Source organism: Thalassoroseus sp., assembly GCF_984380535.1.
This window is the reverse complement of the sequence record NZ_CFHRBF010000001.1, coordinates 551002-576968: the sequence shown is the minus strand read 5'-3', so window position 1 is coordinate 576968 and position 25967 is coordinate 551002. Positions and strand designations below refer to the sequence as shown.

The following is a 25967-nucleotide window of genomic DNA, read 5'->3' as shown; positions in this document are numbered from 1 at the left end:
TAGGCAAGTTCGGAAAGACTTTTGCGTTGGATCGGCTGTAGGAGTCCGTGTGTACCGGTTCACACGGTTTGAAGGATTTCCCGTGAGCATTCAATTGTCGAGTGGTGCAGAATTCCGATGACAAGGACGTGCCAATCGAGGAGCGATGGAAAGGGATTCCGAATGCCGAATCGAATTCAAATGCTTGGAAGCTGTACTCTGGCCGCGACGATCGTGATCGCGGCGGTGAACTCGGTTCACGCGGACCCAATTCCACCCGCGATGCCGGCGGTCGGACCGATCGGCAACGGTTACGACTACTACCGCGAGTACCCACATCCCGGCTATCCGCCGAGTGCGACAGCGGCACATCCCAATTACGATCTGCCCGCGAAACACTATGACGTGTGGTATCGCCCGAAGTTGTTCGGTTGGACCAAAGCGTTGCGGTGTGCGAAGGAAGACACCTTCCGTCCGCGGGGATACGGTCGTCTTTTCGTGGAACCGGAAACACCGAAGCGGATGGACTACCACCGTGCGGTGTTGCTGCAACCGGTCAGCGGCTATGGCCCGGCGTACTATCACCGTACGCCTGACCAACGCTGCAAATGCTTCCTCGAAAACTGTGACTGCGTCGATTCCAACGCCAACGGCACCTGTGATCACTGCGAAGAGTGACGGTTACCGTGTTGGTCGGCAGGTCTGAAGAAGTTGTGCCATCTGCTCCGTGGTGGCTTTGTCCGCGGCGGAGCAGTTCATCGCTTTCATCATCTTTCGATGATCGCGTTTCTGATCTTTTTCAGCTTGGGACCGATGCACGCCTTCGCAGTCGATTAGCCAGAGTTTCCACGTTCCGTCGGCTGCAAGCGCCGGAAAAAAGTGACGCGTACAAACGCCACGCCATGCTAATCGGGCTTCGTGAATCTTGCCCAACGTTCTGGCCACACTGACGAGCAATTCCGTTTGCAGTTCCTTGCGAAGACGGTCCCACCGACCATTGGCGAACATATCGTGCAATGAATGCGGGGGCGGAACTTCTCGCAATACAACGGCTTCGCGAAATCGCAGAATGCCATGTCTCAGCAGAGCGATTCGCTCCGGCACACGGAGACCGATGCTGCGAAGCCGTTCGATTCCCAACCATTCCCGGTGAGGGAAACTTTTGAGAAACTGACCGCTTTTGATATCGGTCATTCGTGGCCACACACGCCGACGTCCCCAGTTGAGCTTGATGAACGACGGGATCGCCTTTTCATTACCGGGCAATGCCATCGGCACGACAGCGCGACCACGATGTCCGTGGACGCTCAATCGCGTGAGCGAAAAAAGGCGATCGAGATTCGTCAACCCGCTACGATGCATGATCTCGCGTGCTTCCGCGGATTCGTAAATCGCGGAACCGGAGAACGGCGAAGGCCAATCCAGACGAAACCGCGTAGGCCAGTCTCCCTGTGCGGGAAACGCCCAACTAGGCGGCGCGATTGTTTCGGAAAGAGGCATCCAACGAGCTTTCGTTCACGAGGTGTTGAATCCACGGTTCCGCAAATAATTCGGAAACCTTGTTCTCGACTTTCTTTTGCGCACGACGATGGTTCAAGGGCTTTTCGGGACGAAGCGCCGCGGTTCCGTGCGCGACGTGAAACACGTCCTCCGCCATGTCGCGAACAGGGACGAGCCCCGTTTGATAGCCCGCGTCCCAGATCTGCTGCGCGATGGCATACCCCCCGCCCTTCATGCCGTCTTTGTGAAACGACAATCCATTGGCTCGCAGCGTTTGCGTGCGATACATTGCACAATAGTCTCGGGGGAATTGCCGCGTCTTCCACGCCTCCGCGGTTTTGCGTCCGAGGGCCGATTTCACACGATTCGTGGCGAAACCGATGACGCGTTTCTGCCAAAGATAAAATGGGTGTTCCAATTCCAATTTCCAGGCCCCGGACGCAGCAATGTTTTCGTCACGTTCGAGGATGGCCAGCATTCGGTCGAGCCAGCGGTTCTTCCGAACGAACACGTCCGAGTGCATCGTGACGAAGTAATCGCCCGAGGCTAGTTGGAGTCCGCGGTCCCAAGCCGTGAACACATTTTTCGGCCAGTTGTCGGAGGTTTCATCCGGTCGTTCGAACAGATGAATCCACTCCAGCGACCGGAGGTAATTGAGACTTCCGTCCTTGGAACCATTGTCGACGACGATCACTTCCAAATCATAATCTTCGGAGTGCTGCCGAATGGATCGCAAGCAGGGTTTGGCGTATTGCTCGACCTGCCAATGCGGTATGCAAATTGTGATACGCGGACCAGCCGATCCCATTTCTCAACCCTTCATGCGGACTTTTCACGCAGAATCCGTTTGGTACGCCAAGCCGTTCGACGCCACTTATTGCCGCAACACGCGAATGTCTTCGGCAGATGCGGTGGGATAGAGTTTGTTGTGCTCTTTGTCAAAATTCTTGACGAACGCCCGCACATTCACATTGTGATCGTCACGTCCGAACAGCGGTTGCCGAGCGAGGGAATCTTCCGCGCTCAAACCACGATATTTGATGTCGTAGAGTGACAAAAACTTCGCAGTCCGCGTGACACCGTGTTGACAGTGGACGAGCATCGGATAATTGTTCGGGTCCGAGAGCACTTCGAGGTGGTCGGAAATCGTCGGATCTTCGGCTTCCACATTGAGCGTCATTGGCAACTCGATCAGTCGGGCACCGGCATTGGTGACGGCTTTGCGTTCACCTTCCCAGCGCGGTTCACCCATCTCGCCCGGATTGCAAAGATTCACGACGGCGCGAATCTGGTACTTTTCGATGACTTCATCGAGTACATCCGGTTCTAGCCAAGCGGCTCGATAAACCAGACCCTCGTCGTGAGTGGCCAAGTGTTTGTACCGATGATGTTGATTGTAGAAGTATCCCCCAGCCACAGTGCCGATCACAGCGGCGAGGCCGATTCCCCAGATAGTCAGTCGTCGTTTCATGGAAGAGGCTCCGAGTGCGAGTCCATTCGAGAGTCGGAAGCCGGCGAAATTCGCCGAGGTCGCGCGAGGGTTCTAGGACAAACGTTAAACTTCGTCAATCGTTATTTCTGATCTCACGACCGACTTTCAGCCCCGGGGCGGTAACAAATGACCCCAGACGTTCGCTGTGGACGAGTCGCTTTCGAGTCAAACGGACGAAAATCTTGATAGGCTTGCGCATGCTGGCTTCGCTCCTTATTATGGGGCCGAACATGATTTGTCTGACGTTAGGAACAAACTGCACCAATGGCCAAACTACGAAGCAACCGTTTAGTACAAGGCGATTGCCTGAGCGAATTGAAGAAACTACCCGACGGTTGCATCGAACTCGCTTTCGCCGATCCGCCGTTCAATATTGGCTATCACTATGATCAGTACGACGACAATCTTCCGGCCGACGAGTACGAACAGTGGTGCGAAGAATGGATGACAGAGGTCGTCCGAGTTCTGAAAGATGATGGTACCTTCTGGTTGGCAATCGGGGATGAGTACGCGGCCGAACTTAAAGTCTTGCTGAAGCGTAATTTAGGGATGCATTTTCGCAGTTGGGTGGTTTGGTACTACACCTTTGGCGTCAATTGCAGTCACAAGTTCAGCCGGTCGCATGCTCATTTGCTGTATTTCACGAAGCATCCGTCGAAATTCACCTTCAACGCAGACGATCCGGCCGTGCGTGTGCCATCGGCCCGGCAACTTGTTTACAAAGACAAAAGAGCAAATCCCAAGGGGCGGCTTCCCGACGATACTTGGATCATGCCGCCCGTGCTTCGCGATCACGAGGGTTGGGTATTGCGTCCGCAAGACGTGCCCAAGAGTTTCCAGTCAACCGAGGATACGTGGTACGTTCCGCGTGTTGCCGGGACTTTCAAGGAACGCAAAGGTTGGCACGGGTGCCAAATGCCAGAGCAAATCTTGGCTCGGATCATCCGGAGTTGCTCGAACGAGAACGATCTGGTGCTCGATCCGTTTGCGGGAAGCGGCACTACCTTAGCCGTCGCCAAAAAGCTGGGGCGGAAATACCTCGGCTTCGAAATTAGCGAGGACTACGCTAATTGGGCGAGCGAACGATTGGAACAAATTCAACCTGGTGATGCCCTCGACGGAGCCGACGATCCACTACAAAGCGCACCGTCCACACGTGCGGGACGCAAGCTCGAACAATGAGATGATCAAGCATGGCGAATCTTCAGTTTACGTCAAGTTGCGAGTCGAAGACTCAACAATTCGGACAATGCCTTGGCATGGTATGCGAACCCAATTTGGTCGTGGGTTTGGTCGGTGATCTCGGGGCTGGGAAAACTCGGTTGGTGCGGGCGGTTGCTGGGGAGTTGGGCGTTGCGAGTGAATTGGTCAATAGCCCGACATTCGTGTTGATCCACGAATATGCCGGTCGTTTACCGGTCTTTCACTTCGATACGTACCGGCTACGCGATGAAGACGAATTCTTGGAACTCGGAGCAGAAGAACTATTCACCGCTGATGGCGTTTGTCTGATCGAGTGGGCCGACCGCGTCGTGGATATTTTGCCGACAGATCGTCTTTGGATTGATATTTCCGTCACCGGCACGGAGAGTCGGCAGTTTACCATCACCTCGAGTGGGGAACTGTCGGATCGAGTCGTGACGAATCTACAACGCCAACTCGATTCAACGCGGTTCTAATTTGAGTGCTGTTGGCTGAATATCGACATCCGCCCCGGCTTTGGGAATCGGTTGTTTCGCAGTCCACAAAATGCCCTGAAGCATTAACCTCCGATAGCCTGCCAGTTCCCAGTTCTTGTGATAATGTCCGCCGCTGAAACCAAATGAACGCCCGCCGTCTGCACGTTCCCAAGCCCACGCAACAGTTTCGTCTTGGCCTTCGATATTCGCAGAGATCAGCCCCGTATGGTTCTTGCGTTCCGCCGGGAATTTGAGCTGATAGTAGAATTCTTCATGCACAGGGATGGGCGTGATTCCGTTTAGAATCGGGTGCATCTTTTTAGCGGGCCGAGCGGTGGTTTCGACCACTTTGAACTTCCGATCCGGTCCGCCATGACATCCGCCAAACAGGGAGACATAAGCCGGGATATCCTCGGCATCTTTCGTGCCCATGCCCCAGTGAAGGCATACCAATCCCCCACCCCGCTGAGCAAGACGTTCGAACGCGTTCAGTCGATCGGCATCGGCATTGAGCCACTTTGCACCCTGCGATAGAAACACAACGACCACGTCAGCACCATCGATGAGTTCCGGTCCGTCGGTCCAAGCGTCGTCCGCGGAAACCACGATGGTTTGGAGGTTCTCGAACGGCTGCAGAAGTTTGGCCATCAGGTTGACACCGGCCATGTATTCGTGCGTTCGGAACGGGTGTCCGTCGGGTTTCTGCCCGAGCAGCAGGATCCGTTTCGGTCGAGGATTCTCAGCCGCGAATGCACAGGGCCCCGCGGTCAGAAAATAACCGAGAACCAACGCGAGCAAAATTCGCATCAAGCCACCTTTGTTCCAATCGAGTTGTCCGCCAGATCGCTTACTCGGTCATGTTGAGAATTTTCGCGAGCGGACGGGGCATAAATATGGGGCCGTCAAAGAAGTAACTGATCACGTTAACCACAAAGTAGAAGACGATTGTCCCGACAATACCCCCGACGATTTTTGCGGTGCTGTTGTCCGGTTCCTCGGCATCGGGCGCGTTCGGATCTTTGACCTTCGGACCTTCCCATTTCGTTTCTTTTTCCTGCGTGATCAGATTCAAGTCTGGCTGGTAGTAATATGTCAGCCAGCCATTGAGACGCATGAGGAACACACTAGGGATGCCCAGCAATGCGATCGCACCGAGAATCATCGCAAAGGGACCGAGTAGCTGTTTGTACTGGATTTCCGGGACAGCGTCCTCGCCTTCGGCATTGACATAGGCCTTCATGGCGACCATTTCGCTATCCGTCGTATCAAACCAAAATCCCTTCGGTGATTTGGACTTGTATGACAAGGGCATGGGTCCGCCTCCGCCGCCACCTTCGGAACCGCCTGTCTTTGGCTCCTCGAAGAGTTCGACAGCACCACGTCGGGCGTTCATTTCCACTTGGTCGATAATCGTGGAGACACCCTTGCCGAAACTGACAACCATGCCGGTCATTAACAAAATCGCGGGTAGCATTCCGATCACAAAGAACATCGCCCAATGCAACGCCGGTTTCGCGACACCCTTGGTGAAGAACGGAGGAAACGTCTTCCAGAAACACCAGCCGGGCCACTCCTGAGGCATTGAAAAGTGGGACATTGCAATCGGAAAGAAGGGAATCAAAGGCACACAGCCAAGCAGGATGATTCCCACACCCTTCCAGAACATAAGATCGTTGATCTGCATGATGCCGTAGATCAGCGGTCCAATGATGATCGGAAAACCGCCGACCAAAACCCAACCGAGAAATTTGAATCCGTTAGCGGCCGATTGGAAGAAGTCGAACCGGGGGTGTTTCCAGACTTTCCGACGGGTGTCATGTGTGAACCGAACGATTTCGGTGTGGAGCAACCATAACCAACCGGGGATCACTGGCAGGAAGGTGCAGGTCACGAGAAACCAAAACGCCTTCAGCGGTCCTTTGCTGCAATACAGCACCATGAACAAACTGAGCAGGCCCAACGCGCCGCAGATGACATGATAAATCATCGTGCGGAATGCCACTTTTTTGTGCTCGAGGAGGAACTGCCAAGCGTCGGGCACGCCTTTTTGAAAGTACTTGGCCGGGTCGGGACCGCCGCGTTGTTTCAGCTTCTTCTTCCGCGCAGATAGCTGTCCCGTTTCCAGGTCGACCCCGCACTTATCACACTCGATATCGTCCTCACCGGCTTCCGCGCCGCATTTCGGGCAGATTCGGGTGTTGGCGTCTTCGACACGCGAGAGGTCGATCCGTGCAAGTACGTCTTCCACATCCCCACCGCCACCCGGCGAAGGAGCTTCCTTCCGTTTGCGACGCGGAGCGGTCGACTTCTGCGAACCGCCCCCGGGCACGTTCACTTTTCCTCCGCAGTTCGGACAACGAATCGCCCGACCACGAGTTTTATCGGGGAGAGTCAGTCCCTTTTCACATTCGGGACAACGAATTTTCACCGGCATCGAAAAACTCCCAGCGGTCCGTGCTCGAAACAAATGCTCATCGAGAGCCGAGCTACGTGGAACGCTCTGTCACAATATTCCTGCTCTGCACTTTACCATGTTTCCGACCGCTGTCATGTCGATTCGTCGGATGAAGCGGGCGAAGTCAAAATCGCGTTACCAATTACTTCGATTCCGGCGCTTGCCAGGGGATTTGTCCGTAGGTCCGAATCTGGGTTTGCAACTCGTTTGCCAGTTCGCGATAAACTTGGCGGTTGTCGGAAAGCAAGTTCTTTTTCTCGAGCGGATCGTCGTCGAGGTTATACAACTCCTGCGGCCCAAATGGGCTGTTTTGGAGTAACTTCCATGGACCACGACGAACGGCATCGATCGTTTTGCCCTGATATTGGATGCCGCCTTCACGTCGACGGAAGAACATCAGCGAACGTAACGGTTTTTGCATTTCGCCTTTGAGAGTCGGTAGAAAACTTCGCCCGTCGAGTTTCCGAGGCATTTCGGCGTTGGTGGCATCGACGATTGTGGCGAAGATATCCATGCTCAACGCAGTGAACGAGGTTTTGGTGTTCTTCTCGATCACTCCCGGCCAAACGGCGATCGCGGGGACTTTCAAACCGCCCTCGTAGACGGTTCCTTTGCCATCTCGCGTGGGGCCATTGTTGGCACCGACACTAATCTGGCCGCCGTTGTCCGAGGTGAAGATCACCAGCGTGTTCTCTGCCAATCCCGTCGATTCGAGACACTGCATCACCTCGCCGATTCCCGCGTCCATATGCTCGATAAGCGCGACGAGTTTCGCCCGTCGTTCCGTGATGCCGGGTTCACGTTTCTGAACTTTCGTAACCCATTCCGCCGGTGGCTGAATCGGCGTGTGCGGCGCGTTGTATGCGAGATACAGAAAGAACGGTTCCGGCTGGTCGACACGCGATTGCAAGTAATCACATGCCCACTTCGTGAACAAGTCCGTTGCGTGTCCTTTCGGATCAATCTCTTGTTCATTGAGACGCATGTAGTTGATGTCGTGACGACGGTGCGTGTAATAGTCGTCCATCATATCGCCCAGGAACCCGTGGAAATGATCGAAGCCGCGTTCGTTCGGGGTGTTCGGGGAGTCCAAACCGAGATGCCACTTCCCCACGATCGCAGAGTGATACCCTTGCGACTTCAAGACCTTCGGCAACAACGTCGACTCGGGAGACAACCAACCCCAACTATTGGAAGCATAAGTGCGAATCACTCCCGGCACGCCAACGCGATCCTGATACGTGCCTGAGAGAAGTGCCGCTCGCGTGGGAGAACACACGGGGCAGTTCGCGTAGAAATTTGTGAACCGCAGACCGCTACTCGCCATTTTGTCCAAGTTCGGCGACTGCAGATCCGGTGCACCGAAACAGCTCAAGTCGCCATATCCCAGATCATCCGCCAGGATGACAATCACATTGGGCTTTTGCGAATCCTGGGCAGCAAATCCGGGCCTTCCGGAAGCGATGATCGACCCCAAAGCGGCGACGAACAGGATCAAACATGTCGAGTAAGTGCGGTCTTTCGCCTGTGTTGATTGTGGACAGAAACCTCGTACAGGGAACATGATTGCGTTTCCGAGTGAGCGTTTTGGTGAATGTTTCGATGTGAGGTTGTTGAGTATCCAGGTCTGACTACAGAAGGTCAACTTCCACGCAGAAAACGATAGACTTGCGATCGCTCGACGAATGCGTGATGCTTTTTTGAGATCCCGTTGTCACTTCTGGAAAGGCCAACAATGTCGCTCAACCGCTGTTCTCTTGGATTCCTTGTCTTTCTCATTTTTATCGGGGGCGAACTCCGGGCGGAATCGCTCGCAGGCTCTCGGCCGAACATCATCCTCGTGATGACCGATGATCAAGGCATGGGCGACCTGTCGTGTATGGGCAATGAAGTCTTGCGGACGCCGAATCTCGATCGCTTTCACGCGATGTCCACTCGGTTTACCGATTTTCACGTCAGCCCGACGTGTGCTCCGACCCGCTCGTCCATCTTCAGTGGCCGGCACGAATTCCGCAACGGCGTGACACACACAATTAAAGAACGCGAGCGAATGGCGCTCTCGACGACAACGTTTCCTGAACTTCTCCGTAAAGCCGGTTACGAAACGGGCATCTTCGGGAAATGGCACTTGGGAGACGAGGACGAATATCAACCATACAACCGTGGATTCAGCGAGACCTTCATCCACGGAGCCGGCGGAATCGGGCAGTCTTACCCCAGCAGCTGTGCGGACTTTCCTCCGAACCGTGAAAAAGAGGGTCTTTACTTCGACAATGTCATTCTGCACAACGACACGATCGTGCAAACCAAAGGGTTCTGCACTGATGTCTTCTTTCAAGCGGCACTCGGGTGGATCAAGCACAACCATGAGAATCAAACGCCGTTCTTCGCGTACATAGCCCCTAACGCGCCGCACGGTCCGATGATCGCTCCCGAGAAGTACAAGAAGCGGTTTCTCGAAATGGGTTGGGATAAGAATACGGCCGGTCGTTATGGAATGATTGAGAATATCGACGACAACTTCGGCTTGTTGATGCAGAAACTTGATGAGTGGAAACTCTGGGACAACACGCTCGTTATCTTCATGACGGACAACGGCCAAGCCGGATTGAATGGCCAACTGAACGGCAAGCGAACACGCATTTTCACCGCCGGGTTCAAGACCGGCAAAGGTTCGCCCTGGGAAGGCGGCACCCACGTCCCGGCATTCTGGCGATGGAAAGGGAAGTTGAAAGAGGGCGTGGATATCCCTGCATTGACGGCACACATCGATCTTTATCAGACCTTCTGCCAACTCGCGAACGCCGAGATTCCCGACGACACGCAACCGTTCGATGGACGATCACTGTTGCCGCTGTTGGAGGATCCTCAGGCGGATTGGGAAGATCGTCATCTGTTTGTGCATAAAGGTCGTTGGGAGAAAGGTGCAGACCCAAACAAAAGCAAGCTCAAAGATTGTGCGGTCCGCACGCAACGTTGGCGACTCGTCAACAATCGAGAGCTCTACGACATTGCCAACGATCCGTATGAAGCGGAGAACGTCATCGACGAGCATCCCGAGGTCGTCAAAGGGCTTCGTCAGGCCTACGATAAGTGGTGGGCGGACACTGTTCCGCTCATGGTCAATGAAGATGCGTCGTACTCGAAGGTACAACCACAAGCCGTCCGCTATGAACGTCAGAAACGTGAGCGTGGCATTCCGGAGTGGACGCCGCCGGAAATTTGAAACCAGACGACGCGAGGATTATTCGCTCATCGCTTCGAGCACGATTTCCGGAGTGGGACGTTCCGCTGAAGTCGGGGGGACGTCTACTTCGGTCGAGTTCGGGAGCGGGCAACCGCACGTTCGATACGCCTGTCTGGCTGCAAGACGAACTTGGCCAACCGGCTCACTATGACAACCGTTCGGGTGGCGTCCCCATCCAATGACGAGAAGACGTTTGCGGATACTTGGCGTGCAACATGACTTCTCATCGCAGTAGTTTTCGCCCCGTTCCACACTGTCGCGGATGGCTTCTGCGGCTGCCAAACGGACTTCGGGAAAACAGTTGTTGAGTCCTGCCAAAAGTGCTTGTTCCGCTGCCGGGTCGCAGGCACAGCCGGACTCGGCAACACTCGCCAAGGCCGCCTTGATTTGTGGAACCTGTGCCTTTTTCCTCGCGACTTCACTCGCTGCCCGAACCGAATCGTTCGTGGAATGAGCCAATTCCGGGTGAACCATCGATTTCATCGGTGAAACCGGTTTGGCCGCCGGAATGTGAAGCTCCGCCAACGCGACAGCGTGTTGCGCTTTGTCGCCCAGGTGTTTTAGGCACTTATCTAAGCCTAAGAATTGCCAAATCACGAACTGACGAGGTTCGCATTGAGGAGCGGTCGGAAGTGTCGGAGCCCCATGAGGACTCACACAACCCGCGAACACCGTGCTGATCACCGACAGGCAGACGAAGAACCCAAACCGGACGGATTTTCCGACCGCTGGTGCGAACGCCTGCCTGGGTTTGGTCACAAATTGCAACGGATGGCCCTTCATCCTCGCAAGAAAACTCGACTCAGTCGGAATTATCGGCAAAGTCGCATGGCAAAGATGAACGCAAATCGGCTGGTATCGAAACCGATTCCCGTCACGAGCGAAAGAATTCTAAGGCTTCGTCGATTCTTCGGGATTCGGTGGTCGAGTGAAATCCAGTAACAACGGTGAATTGGCGGCATCCGAAGCCACTTCGATCGGCCAAGTTGCCTGGGACCGAAAACCCGAGATCGATCCGGCCACTTCGACCTTCCACTCCCCCGGCGGAACATTGCGAAACAAAAACGCACCGTCGTCGTTCGTTTCCGTCGAAAGTTCGGTTCGTGTCTCGTCCGATTTATCTTTGGCGTTTTTCGGGGGAACCGGGATCAATTTGACTTCGGCACGACCAACGGGCTGATTTACGTAGACAACGCGGCCAGTCACATCCGGGTAGGCGGCTTGTCTTCGACGCGTGATTTCCTCGGCGTCGAGAAGTTCGATGGATTTCGAAAACGTGGAACCGATATTCCCCACGATATCAATGCCTCGGACGAGTACGGTCGAAACACCGGCTGGCAAACCTTTCATCGGCACCTGGACGATCCATCGCCCCTCATCCGAGAGCACTGCAAGTTTCGGCTTCTCACCCGGCGGAAATTCACCGGAACGCTCGACATCGACGATCGCTTCTACACGGTCTGTGCCGGAGAGTCCTTCGTCGTCTGCTTCGATACTCAAGGTCACCGTGGAGTCGACGAGCATTTCCGCAGGCGAAAGAATTTCGACACCACGGATTTTCGGTCCTTCGCCGTCGAAAATCAGAGGAACGAACGTTCGTGCTTGTTGATCGTGTCGCTGGACAACGGCCACTAAGTTGGCCCGAGTTTCGCCGGTGGGATTCAACGGGAATTGGAAGTCAAAATCGGTAACTCGCGATTCCCAAATGATTTCACCATCATTGGTGATGCCGTGGAAGTCGGACCGGATTTGGCGATCACTGTCAAAGTGTATGACTTGGTCTTCTGGCCAACGACTCTGTAACCTGTCCAGCCCGATTGACAGTCGGATCGGTCCGCCTTCAAGTCGACGACGTGGGGCATCCACCCGAAGTTGAACTGGAATGGCTCGAATACTGGGGGATAAAGCTGTCGAAGTTACGGGGGATACAAATTGAATCGCGGTCGGGCCAGCTGACGCTGTGATATCGACTGCACTATGGTTTGTGTCGACATCGTAATGGAGAATTCGCGGCCAACCAGCAACGTCCAAAGTCACGCGATATTGTTGCCAGCGATCATCGATGCCGGTCAGCACGAGTTTCTGTTCTGGTTGGTCCGGCATCACCACACCCGACCGGTAGCCGAGCACACTGTGATCGTCGGGGTTTCGCAACGACATTCGCACCGGAATACCCTCAGCGGGAATCGGCAAGTCATCACGCCAGCGGAACCGCGCTTCCATCTGACGCCGAGTGGCATCATAGTCGACTCGCGTTTCGATACTTGCTAACGGATCACGTGGCGAACCGTGCCAAATCAAACAACATGTCTCGAATGTTTTTGAATCGCGGATCACAAGGAGTAACCCGCGGGAAATATCCAAGGGTTGTTTCATCTTGGTTTTGGGAAACGGGATCGGAACCGCCGAACCGTCGGTTGGAAGGTTCAACGACGATACCGCGAACAGCGGAGCATCCAGACCCAGCGACAATAACAGGTCATTAGCCGCCTGACGCGAGAGTGTGTGTTTCGGTATCGTTAGTTCGTCATCCGCTGGATACCGATAGCAACGAACTTCGACAATGCGTTCCGTAGAACCGGGATTCGCCAATCGGCAAACGCAACGCTGTAATTGATTTGGCCAACCTCGCATCCATTGAACCGTTTGACTCCGGTCGAGAATGCCATTCGCCGACGGTGCCCAATGCGCTAACGCCGAATTGCCATTGAGCCAAGGGACCTCGACACGGGTGGTATGAAAGGCGTCTTGCGGAATTCTCGCGTTCGATTCCTTTCGAAGTGTCGGTGTGACCAGTCGTATGGCGAGTCTTCCGGGAGTGATGTATCCCCGGGCAATCTGCAATGTCCCAATAACTTCTCGACGCTCACCCGCATCGAGAATAAGACTTTGCACGGCGTTTTGTTCGTTCTGTGTGTATGGCGGGAACGGCAACTTATTGGAAGTACCTGTGACGACTTGTGTCGGTAGCTCTGGTGAAAGTGTGCATTTCACTTCGCGTGGCAGTCGAGACATCCACAACCAGACCGGTAATGTGACCGCCGACCGGTTATGGAGTTGCAGTCGCCAGGTGATTTTGCCAGCCGCGTTGTCGGAGACGTCGTCGATGACCAGTTCCGAGTTTAGCGGCAACTCTGCAACCGTCACAGGCGAATCGGGATTCATCTGAATGAGTGACTGCAACAAGACATGCTTTTCTCGACGCAACCCCGCTAACTCCTCTGAATTAGCATCTGAATCGAAGCACAAACGTCGTCGAAGTTGGAACTTTAGCACGTTCATCCATTCGGCTTGCCGAATCCGCTTTGTCATCTCTTCGACAGCCGGGGGGACTTCGTCACGTGGATCGATAAGAGGCAGCAGGTGTGCGACGTCGTGTTCATCAGCGACAGCCACATTGATCAAAGTCGTCGAGATTTTTCCATGACACGCTTCGAGTTGATCCGCAAAGGCATTCAACCGATCTCGGAAAACCGATTCGGCCGTCGTTTCGTCCGAAGCATTCCAGTCGGCCGCCGCCCGCTCTAATTGTGTCCAGCTTTTTTGCAACTGGGTCGTGACGTCATTGGGCTGGTGGTTCATTCGCGAAATCGGTTGCAGCAATTGTGCGAAAGCGACTTCGCGTCGACATCGTCCCATGAGGGCCTCGAGCGAAACCGGATGAAAATCAAGTGTTCTATACGCTGGCGAGGGGTTCGACAGGTTTTCGTTCGAGGGCGAAACTGTTTCTTGTCGATCGAACCACTCTTGCCATAGCTTGAGCCGGTCATTTGTGGAGAACAGATCACCCCGCAATTGAACCGTCGCGGGCAGGCGATTGTTCTTGCTGTCCCCATCGAGATAGAGAATTTGTCGCAAATGTGTTTCGGCGGCTTGGACCGCGCGCCGAGCGCGTCCGAGTTCAGCAACTTGGCGGGAATTTGGTGCATCGAGCAATGTCAGTAGATGTCGCAACGATTGCACGAGATTCGAAAATGCCTCATCCAATGATTGATTTGCTGCCGGAAAGTGGTTAGCGAGTTTTCGATAGCAAGAGATTCTTCTGAGCGTAGCATTCCGCGTTTCGTAGGCGGCAGTCACGTGACGGGTTTTGGTAGCGATCGTGCGATACTGGGATAAACAATCGCGACTCACCGCAGCGCCGCGATCGAGCATCTTCGCTTCGACACCTTCTAGTAACAATCGTTCGGACAGGATTCGACTTCGGTCCGTCGCGATGATTTCGTCGGCAAACCACGTCGTCGCTTCACTCGAAGCCGCTAGTTGCTCGGCGAGGATTCGTGTTTCTGTCACTAAGCGGATTTGTGAATCGGTAAGGCCCGGGCGTTGGTTCAATCGATTGAGAAAGTCGATCTCCGCGAACTTGCCGAGCGTAACCTCTTCGGTTTTTTGGCCTTTCGTTCCGATTGGGTTGTCTTCGTCGAAGCTCGTCAAGAACTGGCGGGCTTGAGTAACTTCGGAAGACGGTGATTCACTCGAAAGAGCGACGGCAGACTCGTGCAATGCTAACGACCAGACACCGTTATCCCACGGGAAGTCATCGCCGATCGGACAGGAGAACCGCTTGGTCCACTCCGGCACGAACGACAAGCCACCGGTTTCGCCATTCACCACTGACAAGTCTTGACAGCGACTGAGAAGCCACGGTTTGAGCGAGTTCTCCGTACGCGGATGTGGCCATGTCGCGAGCCGTTCCATTGAAACGAGTTGCTCGCCCAACCGACGCCAGGTCGCCGGAGCCAATTCCGATTTCGATCGACGACGAGTCAACGATTTGGTCGGGTTTATCGCACTTAACTCGTCACGAAGCCGCCAGCACTTGGCGAGCAATTCCGTCGTCGACAGATTACTGAGTGCCGGCGACTGACCATCCGCCAAAGGTTTGGCGTCGTGAAGCGGGACTCGCCAGGTGGGGGCGTTTTCTGCATCGGATGGCGACTGACCCGTCGCGGTCGCGAAGACTGGCAATGAAAAGTCTCTTTCGCGAATTCGATTGACCAAACCCTTGCTGTCGAGGACTTCGACGATGTGCGATTGCGAAACGAAGTCGAGGAACTCCTGTCGATTAACGATGCCATCGGCATTGACGTCTGCATCGCCTTGTGTGCCGGTCGCAATGACTTCGATAAAGCTCGGAGACGCATGGGCATTGTCGATTGTTTTTCGCGAGTGACCTATCACAACCCGGATCGTAGGACAGTCGGAAATCGCCTGCGACACCATGTTCCGTAGGGTGTCGTGTCCATTCTGCAACAGTCCCGAACGTGGATCGATCAGCACTTGGTCGAAATCGAGAAACATAGTGACCCGTGCGGACGTCGCGTCGGCAATCGTGTGGACCACATCGTCTAAACTAATCAGCCCCTCGGTAGAGTCCGACGGATCGAGATGCCCACAGAAGGCCAACGAACCACGTCGACACGCCAAAGGGAACTCGGTTAGGCAAAAGACCTCATCGCGAGCCGACAAATTGGCTTCCGCCAACGTCGTCCGAATCAATGGAAGCCAATCAGCAGCAGATGCAGGTTCGACGAGGTCACTCGGGATTGGCGAGGACGTTTCGTCGGTACTGATGAGGGATCGAAAAATTTCACGAAGCGGACGCTGCAACGGTGTGTCTGTCCGTGTGAGCAATTCCTCGGCCAAGCCGCTCGGCAATGCGTTGGTGCTAACGAGAAGCACCCGCGTTTGTGATTGTCGAAACGGACTGATAATCGCCCAGATGAACGCCGACAGACTGACGACCAATGCGAGCAGCGAAAATATCAGCCATCGGCGGTTGCGACGATACTTCGGCGACGGGGCCAACTGCCAACCACGTGGTGGAGGATTTTCGTTCTTCGGATCCGTTTCGGCGGTTGTTTTTGAAGGAACGTCGACTTCCGCGACCGATTCGTTTGGGGCGTTCTCGGACGCATCGTCCGTGGGAGGTGTTGGGGAGTCGGCAACGGTATCCATAGCCCGCCTGTCAATCCATGTCACAAATCGTTATCAGCGGGTCGGTCGGGAAGTAGAAGTTAACCGCCGATTAACACCGTCGGTGCACCCAGCACGATCGACCCGCCATGCGCGGTTTGATCGCCCATGCGTGCTGCCGGCATACCTCCTAACAAAACCGTCCCTGACCCCGCTGCGATCAAGTCCGGTGGACCGACACAGACACACATCGTGTTTGCCGTCGCCGCCGGCATGCTCGTAATCAACACCGTTGGCGCACCTGGTCCCGAAATCGGTCCACCCACGTGCGGCACAATTCCTGTAACCATCGGGCACACATGCGAATCACCCACGCGAGCAGCCGGTTGTCCCATTGGAATTCCTCATCGTCTTCAGTTGGGGGAATGCTTGATCGGTTCCCGCCGTCCCCAGTTGGAGATCACGTCAGTTTGCGAAAACCATTCCGATTACGCGGATTGTTCGAGCAAAACGCGCGAACTAGGTGGCTGCGTACCTCCCGATGTGTCTGCTTGCAGGATCGTTTGTCCTTCAGCAATCCAATTCATTCGGGCGTCTGCTGGCGTGTTGCCTGCCGGGATCGGCAAGAGTTGCAACACTTGCAATCCGGCAATGATCGGCAAATGGGGGGCTGGCGGAATCGGGTCGACATCGGCTGGTCCGAGTGATTCACCCGCCCAGAACACCATGCACAACAACCACCTCCAAGGGTTCTTCGTCGCAAGTTGCCGACCGATTTTGTTGAGGTCGCGTCGCAGTTCTTCGTCGGGTTGCTCGCGAAACTTCTGTAGTTGCTCAATCAAAGAGTCCGCAGAGAATTCTTGGTTCACTGTTGGCACTGAAATGCACAATGGCAGCAACCAATCGAGGCGTTGTATCTCCGACATCAACCCGAGCAGAATCATTGCCGCCGAATGCCAATCGCCATCTGCAACGCAACTGTCGAGACACGCATGCGGGTCTGGCTCCGCGGAGAATCGGGCTTCCTGGTCGGCGGTCAATCGGCAGCCATCGACGAGTTGGATCGTTGTCGCTGGATCCGAAGATGTTTTCGGTTCCGAACCCTGGGTATCGGTTGAGGCAGACGTCGGTTTCGAATTGGTAACGTGCAACACACGAAGTTGAAATGGACCGACCGTGAGCAAATCATCTTGGTTAAGCGTCCCCTGGGAAACGGGCGCGTCATTGAGGTGGACACCGTCCGCGTCTCCGGCGACTTGGAATTCCGTATCGGGTTGGCAGGTGACCCGAAAATGTCGCGGGGCGATTTCATCAGCGGTCAACGTGACATCGTTCCAAGCCTCACGTCCGAACGTGAGTGCCTGCCCGTCGCGAACAAAAATTCGCCGGGTTTTGACATCACGTGTGTCTTTGATTTCGAGTAAGACGGACATGGAAATCTCGTGGCAGGGACGGTTTAGTTGATCATGACAATGCCACCTTTGACGGTGACTTCCGCGGACCCGGATGCTTCGAGCGATGCCGACGAACTGAGTTGCAAACTCGCGTCAGCGGAAACTTGGACTTGGGAACCGCTAATCGAGATCCCCGATTCTGAAAGATCAATCGAATTTCCGCCGACCGTCAGTGTGATGCCGCTCGAAGAAATTTCGATCTGATTGCCGCCCACTTTCAAGGTGATTGACTTGCCGGCATCGAGCGTGATGCTGCCGGAATCACACGTGGTACTCGCATCACCCTCAGAGATCTCCACTGATCGGCTGCCAGAGTTCAGAGTGAGCTTGTCGTCGCCTTGATCGATCGTCGTGGTCCGGTTGCCGGAGACTTCGAGCTTGTCATCGTTGTCGACAACACGCGAAAAGTCGTTCGTCGAATGAAACACGATCCCCTGCGTTTCCGAACTGTTATCCTCTGTGAAGATCAATTGATGCCCGGAACGCGTTTGCAGAATGGTCTGGTTGGTCAGGTCACCATCCGGCGGCAGATTGGCGGAGTTGTGCAGCCGACCGATGATCACCGGTCGATTCGGGTTTCCGTTCTCGAAACCGATGAGAACTTCGTCGTCCTTTTCAGGGACCGAGTGACCGCCAAAACTGTTTGACGCCCACATTTGCGAAGTTCTCGCCCACGCCGTCGATGCAGCGGAGGCGTCGTCTTGGCCGTCCCAGAAGAACCGCACTAACAATCGCCCGAGATTCAACGGGTCGGCATTGTCGATGACTTTCGCGGTTTGAATGCCGTCAATCCGTGCCCGACTGGGAATGTCAGGCAAACCCGGCAGACGATCTGCCCGCACGAATTCGTATCGCACTTCGATGTCGAGATCATTGCTCACGGGAGCGTCGGGTTCATACCGGCTATTGGTGATTTTGAGATCAACGCTCGTAATGACGACCTTGTTGGTACTCGAGTCGCTACCGCTTTTCAAACGATCGACCCAGGCCGAATCAAACGCCCGGCCGACGTGAATCGTGGGGTCATCGCTGCGAGCCGACAGCCTCTCGAATGCCCGGTTCCAAGTGGAATTCATGGCCTGAGTGCAGGTGTCGGCGGCACCATCTAAGGACAAATCGTCTTGAGAATCGACAATCCGCTGTAAGTCTTTTAAGTCGTTGCCGTAGCCGCCGTCGTCGGATTTCGTGACAACATTCTGCGGGTTCTGATAATCGTAGCCCGTTTGCTGAACGTTGTTCGTGCAGAGTTGGTGACGTGCGGTGACTTCCTCTGGTTCGTCAATCGTGATAGTTGGCAGCGAAGCGGGATCACTCACGATTTTCATCGTCTGCGAGCCATCGGCGTGCACGAAGAAAAACGTCAGTCCTTCACGTTGGAGCAGTCGATAAAGAAACTCAAAATCGGTTTCGTTGTACTGTGCATCAGATACGCGTGTGTTCGGCGTGTCGGCGATGTCGACGTCAATTTGCGCATCGCCGCATACCGAGGAGACGATGTCGCTTACTTTCATATTCGCAAACGTTCGACAATGACTCTTCTGCGTCAGCAACCAGGCCCACGGTCGGAACTCCAGCACGTATTCGTCAAGCGGATCTTCCAGGGGGGAATCGGATTCGCACGTTTGCTCGAAGGCCGTGATCACGCCGTGTAGGTATTCACCGTCATACTTGATCGTGCACCCGGTGCCCAATAGGTCGGTGTAGGCTACCGATTCGTTCTCCGATTGCACGACCACGCGATAGACATAAAGTTCGCCAAGCCGTTCACAACCGGTGACGGAATTTAGAAGCAATACGTCGCTACCCAACTCCGTTGTGAGTTCGGCAAAGCGATTTTCTTGTGTGAATGTCTGGTCGGCCATGGAGATCAATCCTTTGACGAGGCGAGATGGGCGTGGCGAAGAAGTTCATCGCTGAGAGTCAGGTCGCTGCGGTCGCTGGATTCTTCGCTGGACAGTAACCACGTATTGAACCCCAATTCACAACCGCCCTGCCCGTTCGGTTCGTTCTCAAAACCAAGTCGGGTTTGCGGGACGTCTCGGGCGTTGAGGACGAGCGTGACATCACAAGCAAGTTCATCGCCCACGTAGTCCGTGATCGCACTCGCTAAGAGCGAATGAAGGTCGCCGGCTGGCATCAATCGTCGAAACAGCGATGCAGACATGGGACCGAGAATCACGCGACAACGCGATTGACGATCCCACAACGTATCCCCAAGCACTGCGGACATGCCAAGTTGGTTGCTGACGGACGGTTCACCCAACTGTGTTTGTGCGGTCTCGGGGATGTTGATCCAATGCCCGGTGAACGATTCCACTTCGACCGGCACCTGGAAGATGTGTCTGAGCAGACTGACGAAACCTTCCGCGTTGCGTGTTTGCCGACTGAGATGCCCGGCGAAGTGCAGTTTCGTTGCATCAGGAACCGCACTCAGATTTCGCTGTGACGGCAAACCAATGCCAAGCAGCGAGCCCATGACCACGCCGAAATGATCCTCTTCGGGGCGATCGTATTGCACGGTCGGTTGTGCCGCCGCCCAACCCCGATAGAACAGCATGAGCATCCGATGATGGAACACGTCCAGAAACGCTCGGAACGTGTGGTCATCGAAATGACGTTCGCGTTCGAGGGCGTATTCCGTCAGATGCAATGGCAACGGCCCATTCGGACCCAGCAAACCAAAGAACCGCACGAAGAGTTCATCCGTCGCGGGTTCCTGATCAACTTGTTCCGCATCGACCGCTTCAGCAGGGTGAAACTCGCTGAGATTCGCTGGCGCAAACTCCATCCCCGGCGACTGTCGCAGCCGCACGGGATCGTCAGCGGGGTGGGATGAAGTGCCCAACCGAGGATACGCAGAGTGTTCGTTTTCGAACCGCCGTAAGACTTGGAGAAATTCGAACCGCCACGGCTCCTCGTGAAGTTCGTCCTTCCAGTTCTTGGGCTTGGGATTCGGTTCGTTTACAGGGTCGGTCGTTGTCCGATGCGTGGAAGCCATCGCATCACCTCCCCTCGTTGGTGCGTTTTCAGAACGGTTTGCGTGAAGGAATTAATCGAGCTCAAACGGGTGAAGAACTGCTCGAGAACGGCTGTGAGCAGAAACGCACCGGCACCGACGAAGGCTTCTTCATCGCACGTCACGGTCAATCGCGAACCGCGGCCAAACGCAAGTGGGCCGTTGAGCGGCAGTCGTTCGGTGACGGACTCCGTCTCAAGCGCCGTGATCCCGCGAATCTGTTTTTGGACGGCCGGCAGCGAGGCGTCTCCGTAGAGCGCCAACGTATCTTGCAGCACCTTCGCGTTTCGCTGCGGGTCTTGGCTCGTGAACGTCAAATGGTTGAGCGAAAGGTGGTTAATCAAACGCCATCCCAATTGCGGATTGGACAACGCTAACGAGTCTTGAGCCGACGTGGGACCGTTGACGCATCGCACCGAAAGTACCGGCGCGTATTTGTCGAGCATGAAATCCATCGACCGCGTGCCGATCGGCAACTCGTCGCAGAGATGCCGGTTCGTGCATAGCGTTTCAACGGACAGCGTTTGGATGTCCGACGAGTACGGGGCTTCGTTGGCATCGACCAGCGAAAGGAAAACTTCCGAACCCTTGCGAACCGGTTTCTGTGGGGATTCCGTCGTCTGCGAGTTTTGCCGGAGTCGACGACGTATCGAAAAGTACGCGTCGTGCGGAGAGTCGAGTCGACTTTGATCGGCGGAATAGAACGGCAAGAATTCTTGCACGATGTCTTCACGACTCCCAATGCCAACGACTTTTTGCACAGCGTACACTTCGTAGTCGAGTGGACGAGTGCGGTCGGGGATCAAGTGGTGTTCCGTTTGCCGGTGATTCAAGTGAATGCGACCAGGACGTTTCGAGAACAAGTTGATCGCCGGCGTGCAGAACAAACTAAAATCATCCCGCCGAATCGAACGCTCAAGCGACGGATGGAATTGATCGAACAGAAACAGCACTTCCAACTCGATCCCGGAACACGATGCGAAAGCGTCGGCCAGCCCAGCTAGTTCGAAGAAGTGGAATCGTTCCGGGCAGGCGAAGTATTCACGCAGTAAACGGAAGCCCGAGAAGGCGTTCTCCCGCTGGGGCAGCAACGCGTTTTCGTCCATCATTCCCGGCAATGAAACAGCTGACGAAGGCAGAATGAATTCGCGTGTTTTCGGCGTATCGCCGATGCTCGTACGCAGTGCTCGGTTCTTGCAAACCGGGCGGACAATGATGCCCCGCACGTTTGCACAAACTTGTTCGAGTAGCAGAGCGTGGGAATTTCCGTTGAGAAAGATCGGCAATCGCTCCAACTTCAATCGGTCCAAGGAACCGCCGTCGATTGTGCCGAGATTGAGTCGCAAGACCGCCTCGACGCCATTCGTGACCGGCAGTTGGTCAGCGTATCCGCTACGAGGGGCATACTCGGCGGAACGGATTTCAAGGGGCCACAGCGTCACATCGTGTGCGGTGCGAAACTCGCATTGTGTGCCGCCCTGTTGAATTTCCGGTGCTCGCAACACCGTGCCACGTGGCAAAGGAATTCCCTGCGTGAGTTTTCGGGACGGATCCGGCGTGAAATGCACGATCGCTGTCGACGGTACCGGAGCCAGGTACTCCGGGTAGATCACGTCCAACAAATGCTGAGTGAACTGTGGATACTCTGAATTGATCTTGTGCTGCACACGCGCGGACAGAAACGCAAACCCTTCGAGCAATCGCTCGACATACGGGTCCGCGCACTGGAATTGATCCAAACCCAGCCGACCGGCGATTTTGGGATAATCGCGAGCGAACTCGCCACCCATCAAACGCAGATGTCGCAGTTCTAGATTATAAAGCCCAAGCAGTTCCGCGTTCATCGTGCACCTCGCTCGACATTGCCAGCTGGTTGGTGACACAGTCGTCCAGTTTCCTGATCGATCTCCGTTTGGAAGTCGACGCTCACTGGCGTTTGCATGCCGACCAAGTCTGCCAGAATCGACACTCGCAAAGCGGTGTTGTTGTAAGTTTCGTGGTCGCGTTCCACCGTGACTTTGAGCGACTCCGCTGCAATCCGGGGATCGAATGTCAACAGAGTGTCGCGGATGTGCCGAGCGAGTTTTTCGACCGACAAACTCGCGGCTCGTGAACCGGTGAGGTCCATCATGCCGAAGTTGAGCACGCTGGTTTGCAGTTCGGGATAGGCATCCAAATTGGTAACTGCATCCAATTGCACGGTGCCGAGTAAGGTCGCCCAATCCATCTGCACGCGGGCGCGGATCTCGTGCGGATCGAACGCTAGGGGCGTCGATGGTTCGGTGAGTTTGTGGGGCTCGTCATCACGGAGCCGGTCGATTAACGACGGCTGCAACGCACACCGAGCCTGTGAATGTGTGAATTCCATGATTCGCTGGGAGCAGATCGAGAACGGTCCATCGGAACACATGCCGTCGGTGCTTGGGGGAAAGCATCATGGCATGCAAAAAACGGACTGGATGCGTGGGCGCATCCAGTCCGAGAATCACGCGAATTAAGCCACGAGGTTGGTTGCCACGTCGTAGCTGAACTCTTTCTCGCCGCCAAGTTTCGCTCCGTCGTCGCCTTGCTCTTGGTATTTGAAGGTGACTTTTTGGAACGACAAGTGAACGACTTCGTCAATGCCTTCGGATTCTTGATCCACATTGACTTCGACGCTGGTGACAATGATCTTCTCGAATTCGTAGATCACGTATTCGACTTGCTTTTCACCACCGGCTTTGCGAACGGTCAGCGTGCCCGTTGGGATGTGGCGTCCGTTGACGCAGCACTTGGTGAGCATTGCCGAGGAAGCATCAACGGACTTGTAGCAAGCCAACTTGTTGATGTTCACGCGACCGACGCCACCACCGAAACCGTGCGAGAAGTCGCCGAGTTGTTCGACGCTCCAGTTGTAGCTGTGAATATCAATCTCTTTGGCGTGTGCACTGTCCCGAGCTTCGCCGGGAACGCCATCGAGCTTCAAAAACATATCAACGGCCATGAAAGACCCTTTCTATCTATTCAGCGGAATTTCGCTGAGAAAAGTTGAATGAAGTGTTGGAATCAAGCTCGAGAAGATCAGCCGCCAGCTGGCAATCGGGAGATCAGACGGAGCGAAACCGTCAGGCCTTCCAACTGGTAGTGCGGACGCAAGTAGATGCGGGAGTTGTAGTAGCCCGGGTTGCCCGGCACATCTTCCACAACGACTTTGGCGTCGGCGAGAGGCTTCTTCGCTTTGACAACTTCCGAAGAGTTGGCAGGATCGCCATCGACGTAGTTGAGAATCCAAGATTGCAGCCAGCGTTCCATTTCGTCGCGATCTTTGAACGAACCGACTTTGTCACGCACGATGCACTTGAGGTAGTGCGCGAATCGGCAGGTCGCGAAGATGTACGGCAGACGAGCACCGAGGTTGGCGTTGGCCGTCGCATCGGGATCGTCGTAGACGGCCGGTTTGTGCAACGACTGAGCACCAATGAAGGCGGCGAAGTCGGAGTTCTTCTTGAAGACCAATGGCATCATGCCGTTCTTGGCCAACTCGGCTTCACGACGATCGCTGATTGCGATTTCCGTCGGGCACTTCATGTCCACGCCGCCATCGTCCGTCGGGAAGACGTGAACCGGCAAGCCTTCGACGGCTCCGCCCGATTCGATCCCACGAATTCGCGAGCACCAACCGTACATCGCGAAGCTGCGGGTGATGTTGGCAGCCATCGCGAAGGCGCTGTTGGACCAGGCGAACTTTTCGTGTGTCGCGCCGGCGGTGTCTTCTTCGAAGTCGAACTCATCGACCGGGTTCGACAATGCACTGTAAGGCTGACGAGCAAGGAATCGTGGCATCGCCAAACCGATGTAGCGTGCGTCGTCCGTTTCGCGGAGCGAACGCCAGCCGGCGTATTCGGCGGTTTGGAAGATTTTGGTCAAATCGCGAGGATTGGCCAACTCTTGCCATGAGTCCATTTGCATCAGACCCGGATCGGCTCCGCCGATGAACGGCGTGTGGCTAGCGGCACACACCTTGGCCAACTCGCCCAGGAGTTCCACGTCGGGTGGGTTGTGATCGAAGTGGTAATCGCCGACCAAACACCCGTAGGGTTCGCCGCCGAATTGGCCGTATTCTTCTTCATAGACTTTCTTGAAGATCGGGCTTTGATCCCAAGCGGTGCCTTTGAACTTCTTCAGCGTTTTGTGCAACTCGGCCTTCGAGATGTTGAGGACGCGAATCTTCAACATTTCGCTGGTTTCGGTGTTGTTGACCAAGTGCGACAAACCACGCCAGGTGCCTTCCAGCTTTTGGAAGTCGGGGTGGTGAATGATGTGGTTGACCTGTGCGGTCAACTTCTGATCGATCGCAGCGATCATGGCTTCGATCGTGCGGACGACATCTTCGGAAACCAAGTTTTCGTCGGCGAGTGCTTGAACGGCTAGCGTTTGCACGGCGGATTCGACGAGGTCACGAGCGTGTTCGCTACGCGGTTTGAACTCTTGCTCCAGCACGACCGACAAAGCATCGGCGGTTGGGGACTCTGTCAACGGATCGGCAACTGCGGTTGCGGTGTCAGACATGGATTAAGCCTCCTCTTTCTGGGCGTCTGCGTCGGCTGGTTTCTCTGCAGCTTCTGCCAAAGACTTGAGCAATTCAGGATTTGCCAACACGCGGCTCATCAAGTTTTCCGCACCAACTTTGCCGTCCATGTAGGTCAGCAAGCTGGAGAGTTGCTGACGGGCTTCCATCAGTTTGCTCAGCGGTTCGACTTGCGTCGCGACCGCAGCCGGAGAGAAGTCATCCATGCTTTCGAACTTCAAGCTGACCGACAGTTCGCCTTCTTCGTCGGTCAGAGTATTCGGCACACGCACACTCACATGGGGAGCGGCGGCTTTGAGTCGTTCGTCGAAGTTATCGCAATCGATCTCCAACGCTTTCCGCTCGCTCACGGGAGCCAACGGTTCTTCCGGTTGACCGGAGAGATCGGCGAGCACACCCATCACGAATGGGAGTTGCACCGTTTTCTCGGCACCGTAGGTTTCTACATCGTACTCAATTTGCACTCGCGGAGCTCGATTCCGCGCGAGGAACTTTTGGCTGCTTTCCGGCAAGACGCACCTCACAATTTTAAAGGGGATAAAACGGTCATGACGTTACGCGTTCGTCATAGCCGTCGGTTGACAGGACTCGCTGGCCCGCTGCGATTCGTCCGCTTGGAAAGTGCCAGTGAGCACGCGATGTTGACTTTTTGCAACGTCGTG

The 25967-nt window shown here is 55.1% G+C and carries 21 protein-coding genes; 4 read left to right on the top strand and 17 right to left on the bottom strand.

The annotated features are described in order from the left end of the window. Positions 1–162: 162 nt before the first annotated feature. The gene (locus AC5DDB_RS02150; protein WP_491738019.1) at positions 163–657 is read left to right on the top strand and encodes a hypothetical protein; all 495 of its coding nucleotides are present in this window, start codon (positions 163–165) and stop codon (positions 655–657) included. A 3-nt stretch (positions 658–660) separates the two neighbouring features. Here AC5DDB_RS02150 and AC5DDB_RS02145 read toward each other — a convergent pair whose 3' ends face one another. From AC5DDB_RS02145 to AC5DDB_RS02135, 3 genes are all read right to left on the bottom strand, one after another. Then, positions 661–1479: a lipopolysaccharide kinase InaA family protein gene (locus AC5DDB_RS02145; protein WP_491738018.1), complete on the bottom strand. Its 819-nt coding sequence runs from the start codon at positions 1477–1479 to the stop codon at positions 661–663. Then, positions 1448–2287, bottom strand: a complete 840-nt coding sequence (locus tag AC5DDB_RS02140; RefSeq protein WP_491738017.1) for a glycosyltransferase family 2 protein — start codon at positions 2285–2287, stop codon at positions 1448–1450. The genes AC5DDB_RS02145 and AC5DDB_RS02140 overlap by 32 nt, the downstream gene beginning before the upstream one ends. A gap of 66 nt (positions 2288–2353) precedes the next feature. After that, positions 2354–2950: a fused DSP-PTPase phosphatase/NAD kinase-like protein gene (locus tag AC5DDB_RS02135; RefSeq protein WP_491738016.1), complete on the bottom strand. Its 597-nt coding sequence runs from the start codon at positions 2948–2950 to the stop codon at positions 2354–2356. A 285-nt stretch (positions 2951–3235) separates the two neighbouring features. Here AC5DDB_RS02135 and AC5DDB_RS02130 point away from each other — a divergent pair, with 285 nt between their 5' ends. Next, positions 3236–4153 carry a DNA-methyltransferase gene (locus AC5DDB_RS02130; protein ID WP_491738015.1) on the top strand — a complete coding sequence of 306 codons (918 nt, stop codon included), beginning with the start codon at positions 3236–3238 and terminating at the stop codon, positions 4151–4153. An 11-nt stretch (positions 4154–4164) separates the two neighbouring features. Beyond that, positions 4165–4650 carry a tRNA (adenosine(37)-N6)-threonylcarbamoyltransferase complex ATPase subunit type 1 TsaE gene (gene tsaE / locus AC5DDB_RS02125; protein ID WP_491738014.1) on the top strand — a complete coding sequence of 162 codons (486 nt, stop codon included), beginning with the start codon at positions 4165–4167 and terminating at the stop codon, positions 4648–4650. On the opposite strand, the gene AC5DDB_RS02120 is transcribed toward tsaE, so the two are convergent. The 3 genes from AC5DDB_RS02120 to AC5DDB_RS02110 form a co-directional block, all read right to left on the bottom strand. Continuing rightward, positions 4636–5457, bottom strand: coding sequence for a ThuA domain-containing protein (locus AC5DDB_RS02120; protein WP_491738013.1), 822 nt, complete (start codon positions 5455–5457; stop codon positions 4636–4638). The two genes, tsaE and AC5DDB_RS02120, sit on opposite strands and share 15 nt — an antisense overlap. A 40-nt stretch (positions 5458–5497) precedes the next feature. Next, entirely contained in the window at positions 5498–7084 is a 1587-nt protein-coding gene (locus AC5DDB_RS02115; protein WP_491738012.1) for a hypothetical protein, read from the bottom strand. Positions 7085–7247: 163 nt separating this feature from the next. Continuing rightward, positions 7248–8669, bottom strand: coding sequence for a sulfatase family protein (locus tag AC5DDB_RS02110; RefSeq protein WP_491738011.1), 1422 nt, complete (start codon positions 8667–8669; stop codon positions 7248–7250). Between the two features lie 171 nt (positions 8670–8840). Here AC5DDB_RS02110 and AC5DDB_RS02105 point away from each other — a divergent pair, with 171 nt between their 5' ends. Next, positions 8841–10331: an arylsulfatase gene (locus AC5DDB_RS02105; protein ID WP_491738010.1), complete on the top strand. Its 1491-nt coding sequence runs from the start codon at positions 8841–8843 to the stop codon at positions 10329–10331. An 18-nt stretch (positions 10332–10349) separates the two neighbouring features. Here AC5DDB_RS02105 and AC5DDB_RS02100 read toward each other — a convergent pair whose 3' ends face one another. From AC5DDB_RS02100 to tssB, 11 genes are all read right to left on the bottom strand, one after another. Then, on the bottom strand, positions 10350–11120 hold the full coding sequence (locus AC5DDB_RS02100) for a hypothetical protein (protein ID WP_491738009.1): 771 nt from the start codon (positions 11118–11120) through the stop codon (positions 10350–10352). A 123-nt stretch (positions 11121–11243) separates the two neighbouring features. Beyond that, positions 11244–16310, bottom strand: a complete 5067-nt coding sequence (locus AC5DDB_RS02095) for a carboxypeptidase-like regulatory domain-containing protein (protein ID WP_491738008.1) — start codon at positions 16308–16310, stop codon at positions 11244–11246. A 59-nt stretch (positions 16311–16369) separates the two neighbouring features. Continuing rightward, positions 16370–16663, bottom strand: coding sequence for a PAAR domain-containing protein (locus AC5DDB_RS02090; RefSeq protein WP_491738007.1), 294 nt, complete (start codon positions 16661–16663; stop codon positions 16370–16372). A 93-nt stretch (positions 16664–16756) separates the two neighbouring features. Then, complete coding sequence (locus AC5DDB_RS02085) at positions 16757–17701, bottom strand: FHA domain-containing protein (protein ID WP_491738006.1); 945 nt, start codon at positions 17699–17701, stop codon at positions 16757–16759. 23 nt (positions 17702–17724) lie between these two features. After that, positions 17725–19584 (bottom strand): type VI secretion system Vgr family protein, encoded by a 1860-nt coding sequence (locus AC5DDB_RS02080; RefSeq protein ID WP_491738005.1) that lies wholly within the window; start codon positions 19582–19584, stop codon positions 17725–17727. A gap of 5 nt (positions 19585–19589) precedes the next feature. After that, the gene (gene tssG, locus AC5DDB_RS02075) at positions 19590–20720 is read right to left on the bottom strand and encodes a type VI secretion system baseplate subunit TssG (protein WP_491738004.1); all 1131 of its coding nucleotides are present in this window, start codon (positions 20718–20720) and stop codon (positions 19590–19592) included. Continuing rightward, positions 20684–22582, bottom strand: coding sequence for a type VI secretion system baseplate subunit TssF (tssF, locus tag AC5DDB_RS02070; RefSeq protein ID WP_491738003.1), 1899 nt, complete (start codon positions 22580–22582; stop codon positions 20684–20686). Before tssF ends, tssG begins: the two co-directional genes overlap by 37 nt. After that, a complete protein-coding gene (gene tssE / locus AC5DDB_RS02065; protein WP_491738002.1) occupies positions 22579–23106 on the bottom strand; it encodes a type VI secretion system baseplate subunit TssE in 528 nt (175 codons plus the stop codon). The genes tssF and tssE overlap by 4 nt, the downstream gene beginning before the upstream one ends. Positions 23107–23232: 126 nt before the next feature. Beyond that, the gene (locus AC5DDB_RS02060) at positions 23233–23721 is read right to left on the bottom strand and encodes an Hcp family type VI secretion system effector (protein WP_491738001.1); all 489 of its coding nucleotides are present in this window, start codon (positions 23719–23721) and stop codon (positions 23233–23235) included. A 77-nt stretch (positions 23722–23798) separates the two neighbouring features. Then, positions 23799–25286 (bottom strand): type VI secretion system contractile sheath large subunit, encoded by a 1488-nt coding sequence (gene tssC / locus AC5DDB_RS02055; protein ID WP_491738000.1) that lies wholly within the window; start codon positions 25284–25286, stop codon positions 23799–23801. 3 nt (positions 25287–25289) lie between these two features. Next, positions 25290–25817, bottom strand: a complete 528-nt coding sequence (gene tssB / locus AC5DDB_RS02050; RefSeq protein WP_491737999.1) for a type VI secretion system contractile sheath small subunit — start codon at positions 25815–25817, stop codon at positions 25290–25292. Positions 25818–25967 lie beyond the last annotated feature (150 nt).

Excerpts from the sequence above, each read along its gene's own strand:
- AC5DDB_RS02150 (WP_491738019.1), top strand. The coding sequence starts at position 163 with ATGCCGAATCGAATTCAAATGCTTGGAAGCTGTACTCTGGCCGCGACG.
- AC5DDB_RS02145 (WP_491738018.1), bottom strand. The coding sequence starts at position 1,479 with ATGCCTCTTTCCGAAACAATCGCGCCGCCTAGTTGGGCGTTTCCCGCA.
- AC5DDB_RS02140 (WP_491738017.1), bottom strand. The coding sequence starts at position 2,287 with ATGGGATCGGCTGGTCCGCGTATCACAATTTGCATACCGCATTGGCAG.
- AC5DDB_RS02135 (WP_491738016.1), bottom strand. The coding sequence starts at position 2,950 with ATGAAACGACGACTGACTATCTGGGGAATCGGCCTCGCCGCTGTGATC.
- AC5DDB_RS02130 (WP_491738015.1), top strand. The coding sequence starts at position 3,236 with ATGGCCAAACTACGAAGCAACCGTTTAGTACAAGGCGATTGCCTGAGC.
- tsaE (WP_491738014.1), top strand. The coding sequence starts at position 4,165 with ATGGCGAATCTTCAGTTTACGTCAAGTTGCGAGTCGAAGACTCAACAA.
- AC5DDB_RS02120 (WP_491738013.1), bottom strand. The coding sequence starts at position 5,457 with ATGCGAATTTTGCTCGCGTTGGTTCTCGGTTATTTTCTGACCGCGGGG.
- AC5DDB_RS02115 (WP_491738012.1), bottom strand. The coding sequence starts at position 7,084 with ATGCCGGTGAAAATTCGTTGTCCCGAATGTGAAAAGGGACTGACTCTC.
- AC5DDB_RS02110 (WP_491738011.1), bottom strand. The coding sequence starts at position 8,669 with ATGTTCCCTGTACGAGGTTTCTGTCCACAATCAACACAGGCGAAAGAC.
- AC5DDB_RS02105 (WP_491738010.1), top strand. The coding sequence starts at position 8,841 with ATGTCGCTCAACCGCTGTTCTCTTGGATTCCTTGTCTTTCTCATTTTT.
- AC5DDB_RS02095 (WP_491738008.1), bottom strand. The coding sequence starts at position 16,310 with ATGGATACCGTTGCCGACTCCCCAACACCTCCCACGGACGATGCGTCC.
- AC5DDB_RS02090 (WP_491738007.1), bottom strand. The coding sequence starts at position 16,663 with ATGGGACAACCGGCTGCTCGCGTGGGTGATTCGCATGTGTGCCCGATG.
- AC5DDB_RS02085 (WP_491738006.1), bottom strand. The coding sequence starts at position 17,701 with ATGTCCGTCTTACTCGAAATCAAAGACACACGTGATGTCAAAACCCGG.
- AC5DDB_RS02080 (WP_491738005.1), bottom strand. The coding sequence starts at position 19,584 with ATGGCCGACCAGACATTCACACAAGAAAATCGCTTTGCCGAACTCACA.
- tssG (WP_491738004.1), bottom strand. The coding sequence starts at position 20,720 with ATGGCTTCCACGCATCGGACAACGACCGACCCTGTAAACGAACCGAAT.
- tssF (WP_491738003.1), bottom strand. The coding sequence starts at position 22,582 with ATGAACGCGGAACTGCTTGGGCTTTATAATCTAGAACTGCGACATCTG.
- tssE (WP_491738002.1), bottom strand. The coding sequence starts at position 23,106 with ATGGAATTCACACATTCACAGGCTCGGTGTGCGTTGCAGCCGTCGTTA.
- AC5DDB_RS02060 (WP_491738001.1), bottom strand. The coding sequence starts at position 23,721 with ATGGCCGTTGATATGTTTTTGAAGCTCGATGGCGTTCCCGGCGAAGCT.
- tssC (WP_491738000.1), bottom strand. The coding sequence starts at position 25,286 with ATGTCTGACACCGCAACCGCAGTTGCCGATCCGTTGACAGAGTCCCCA.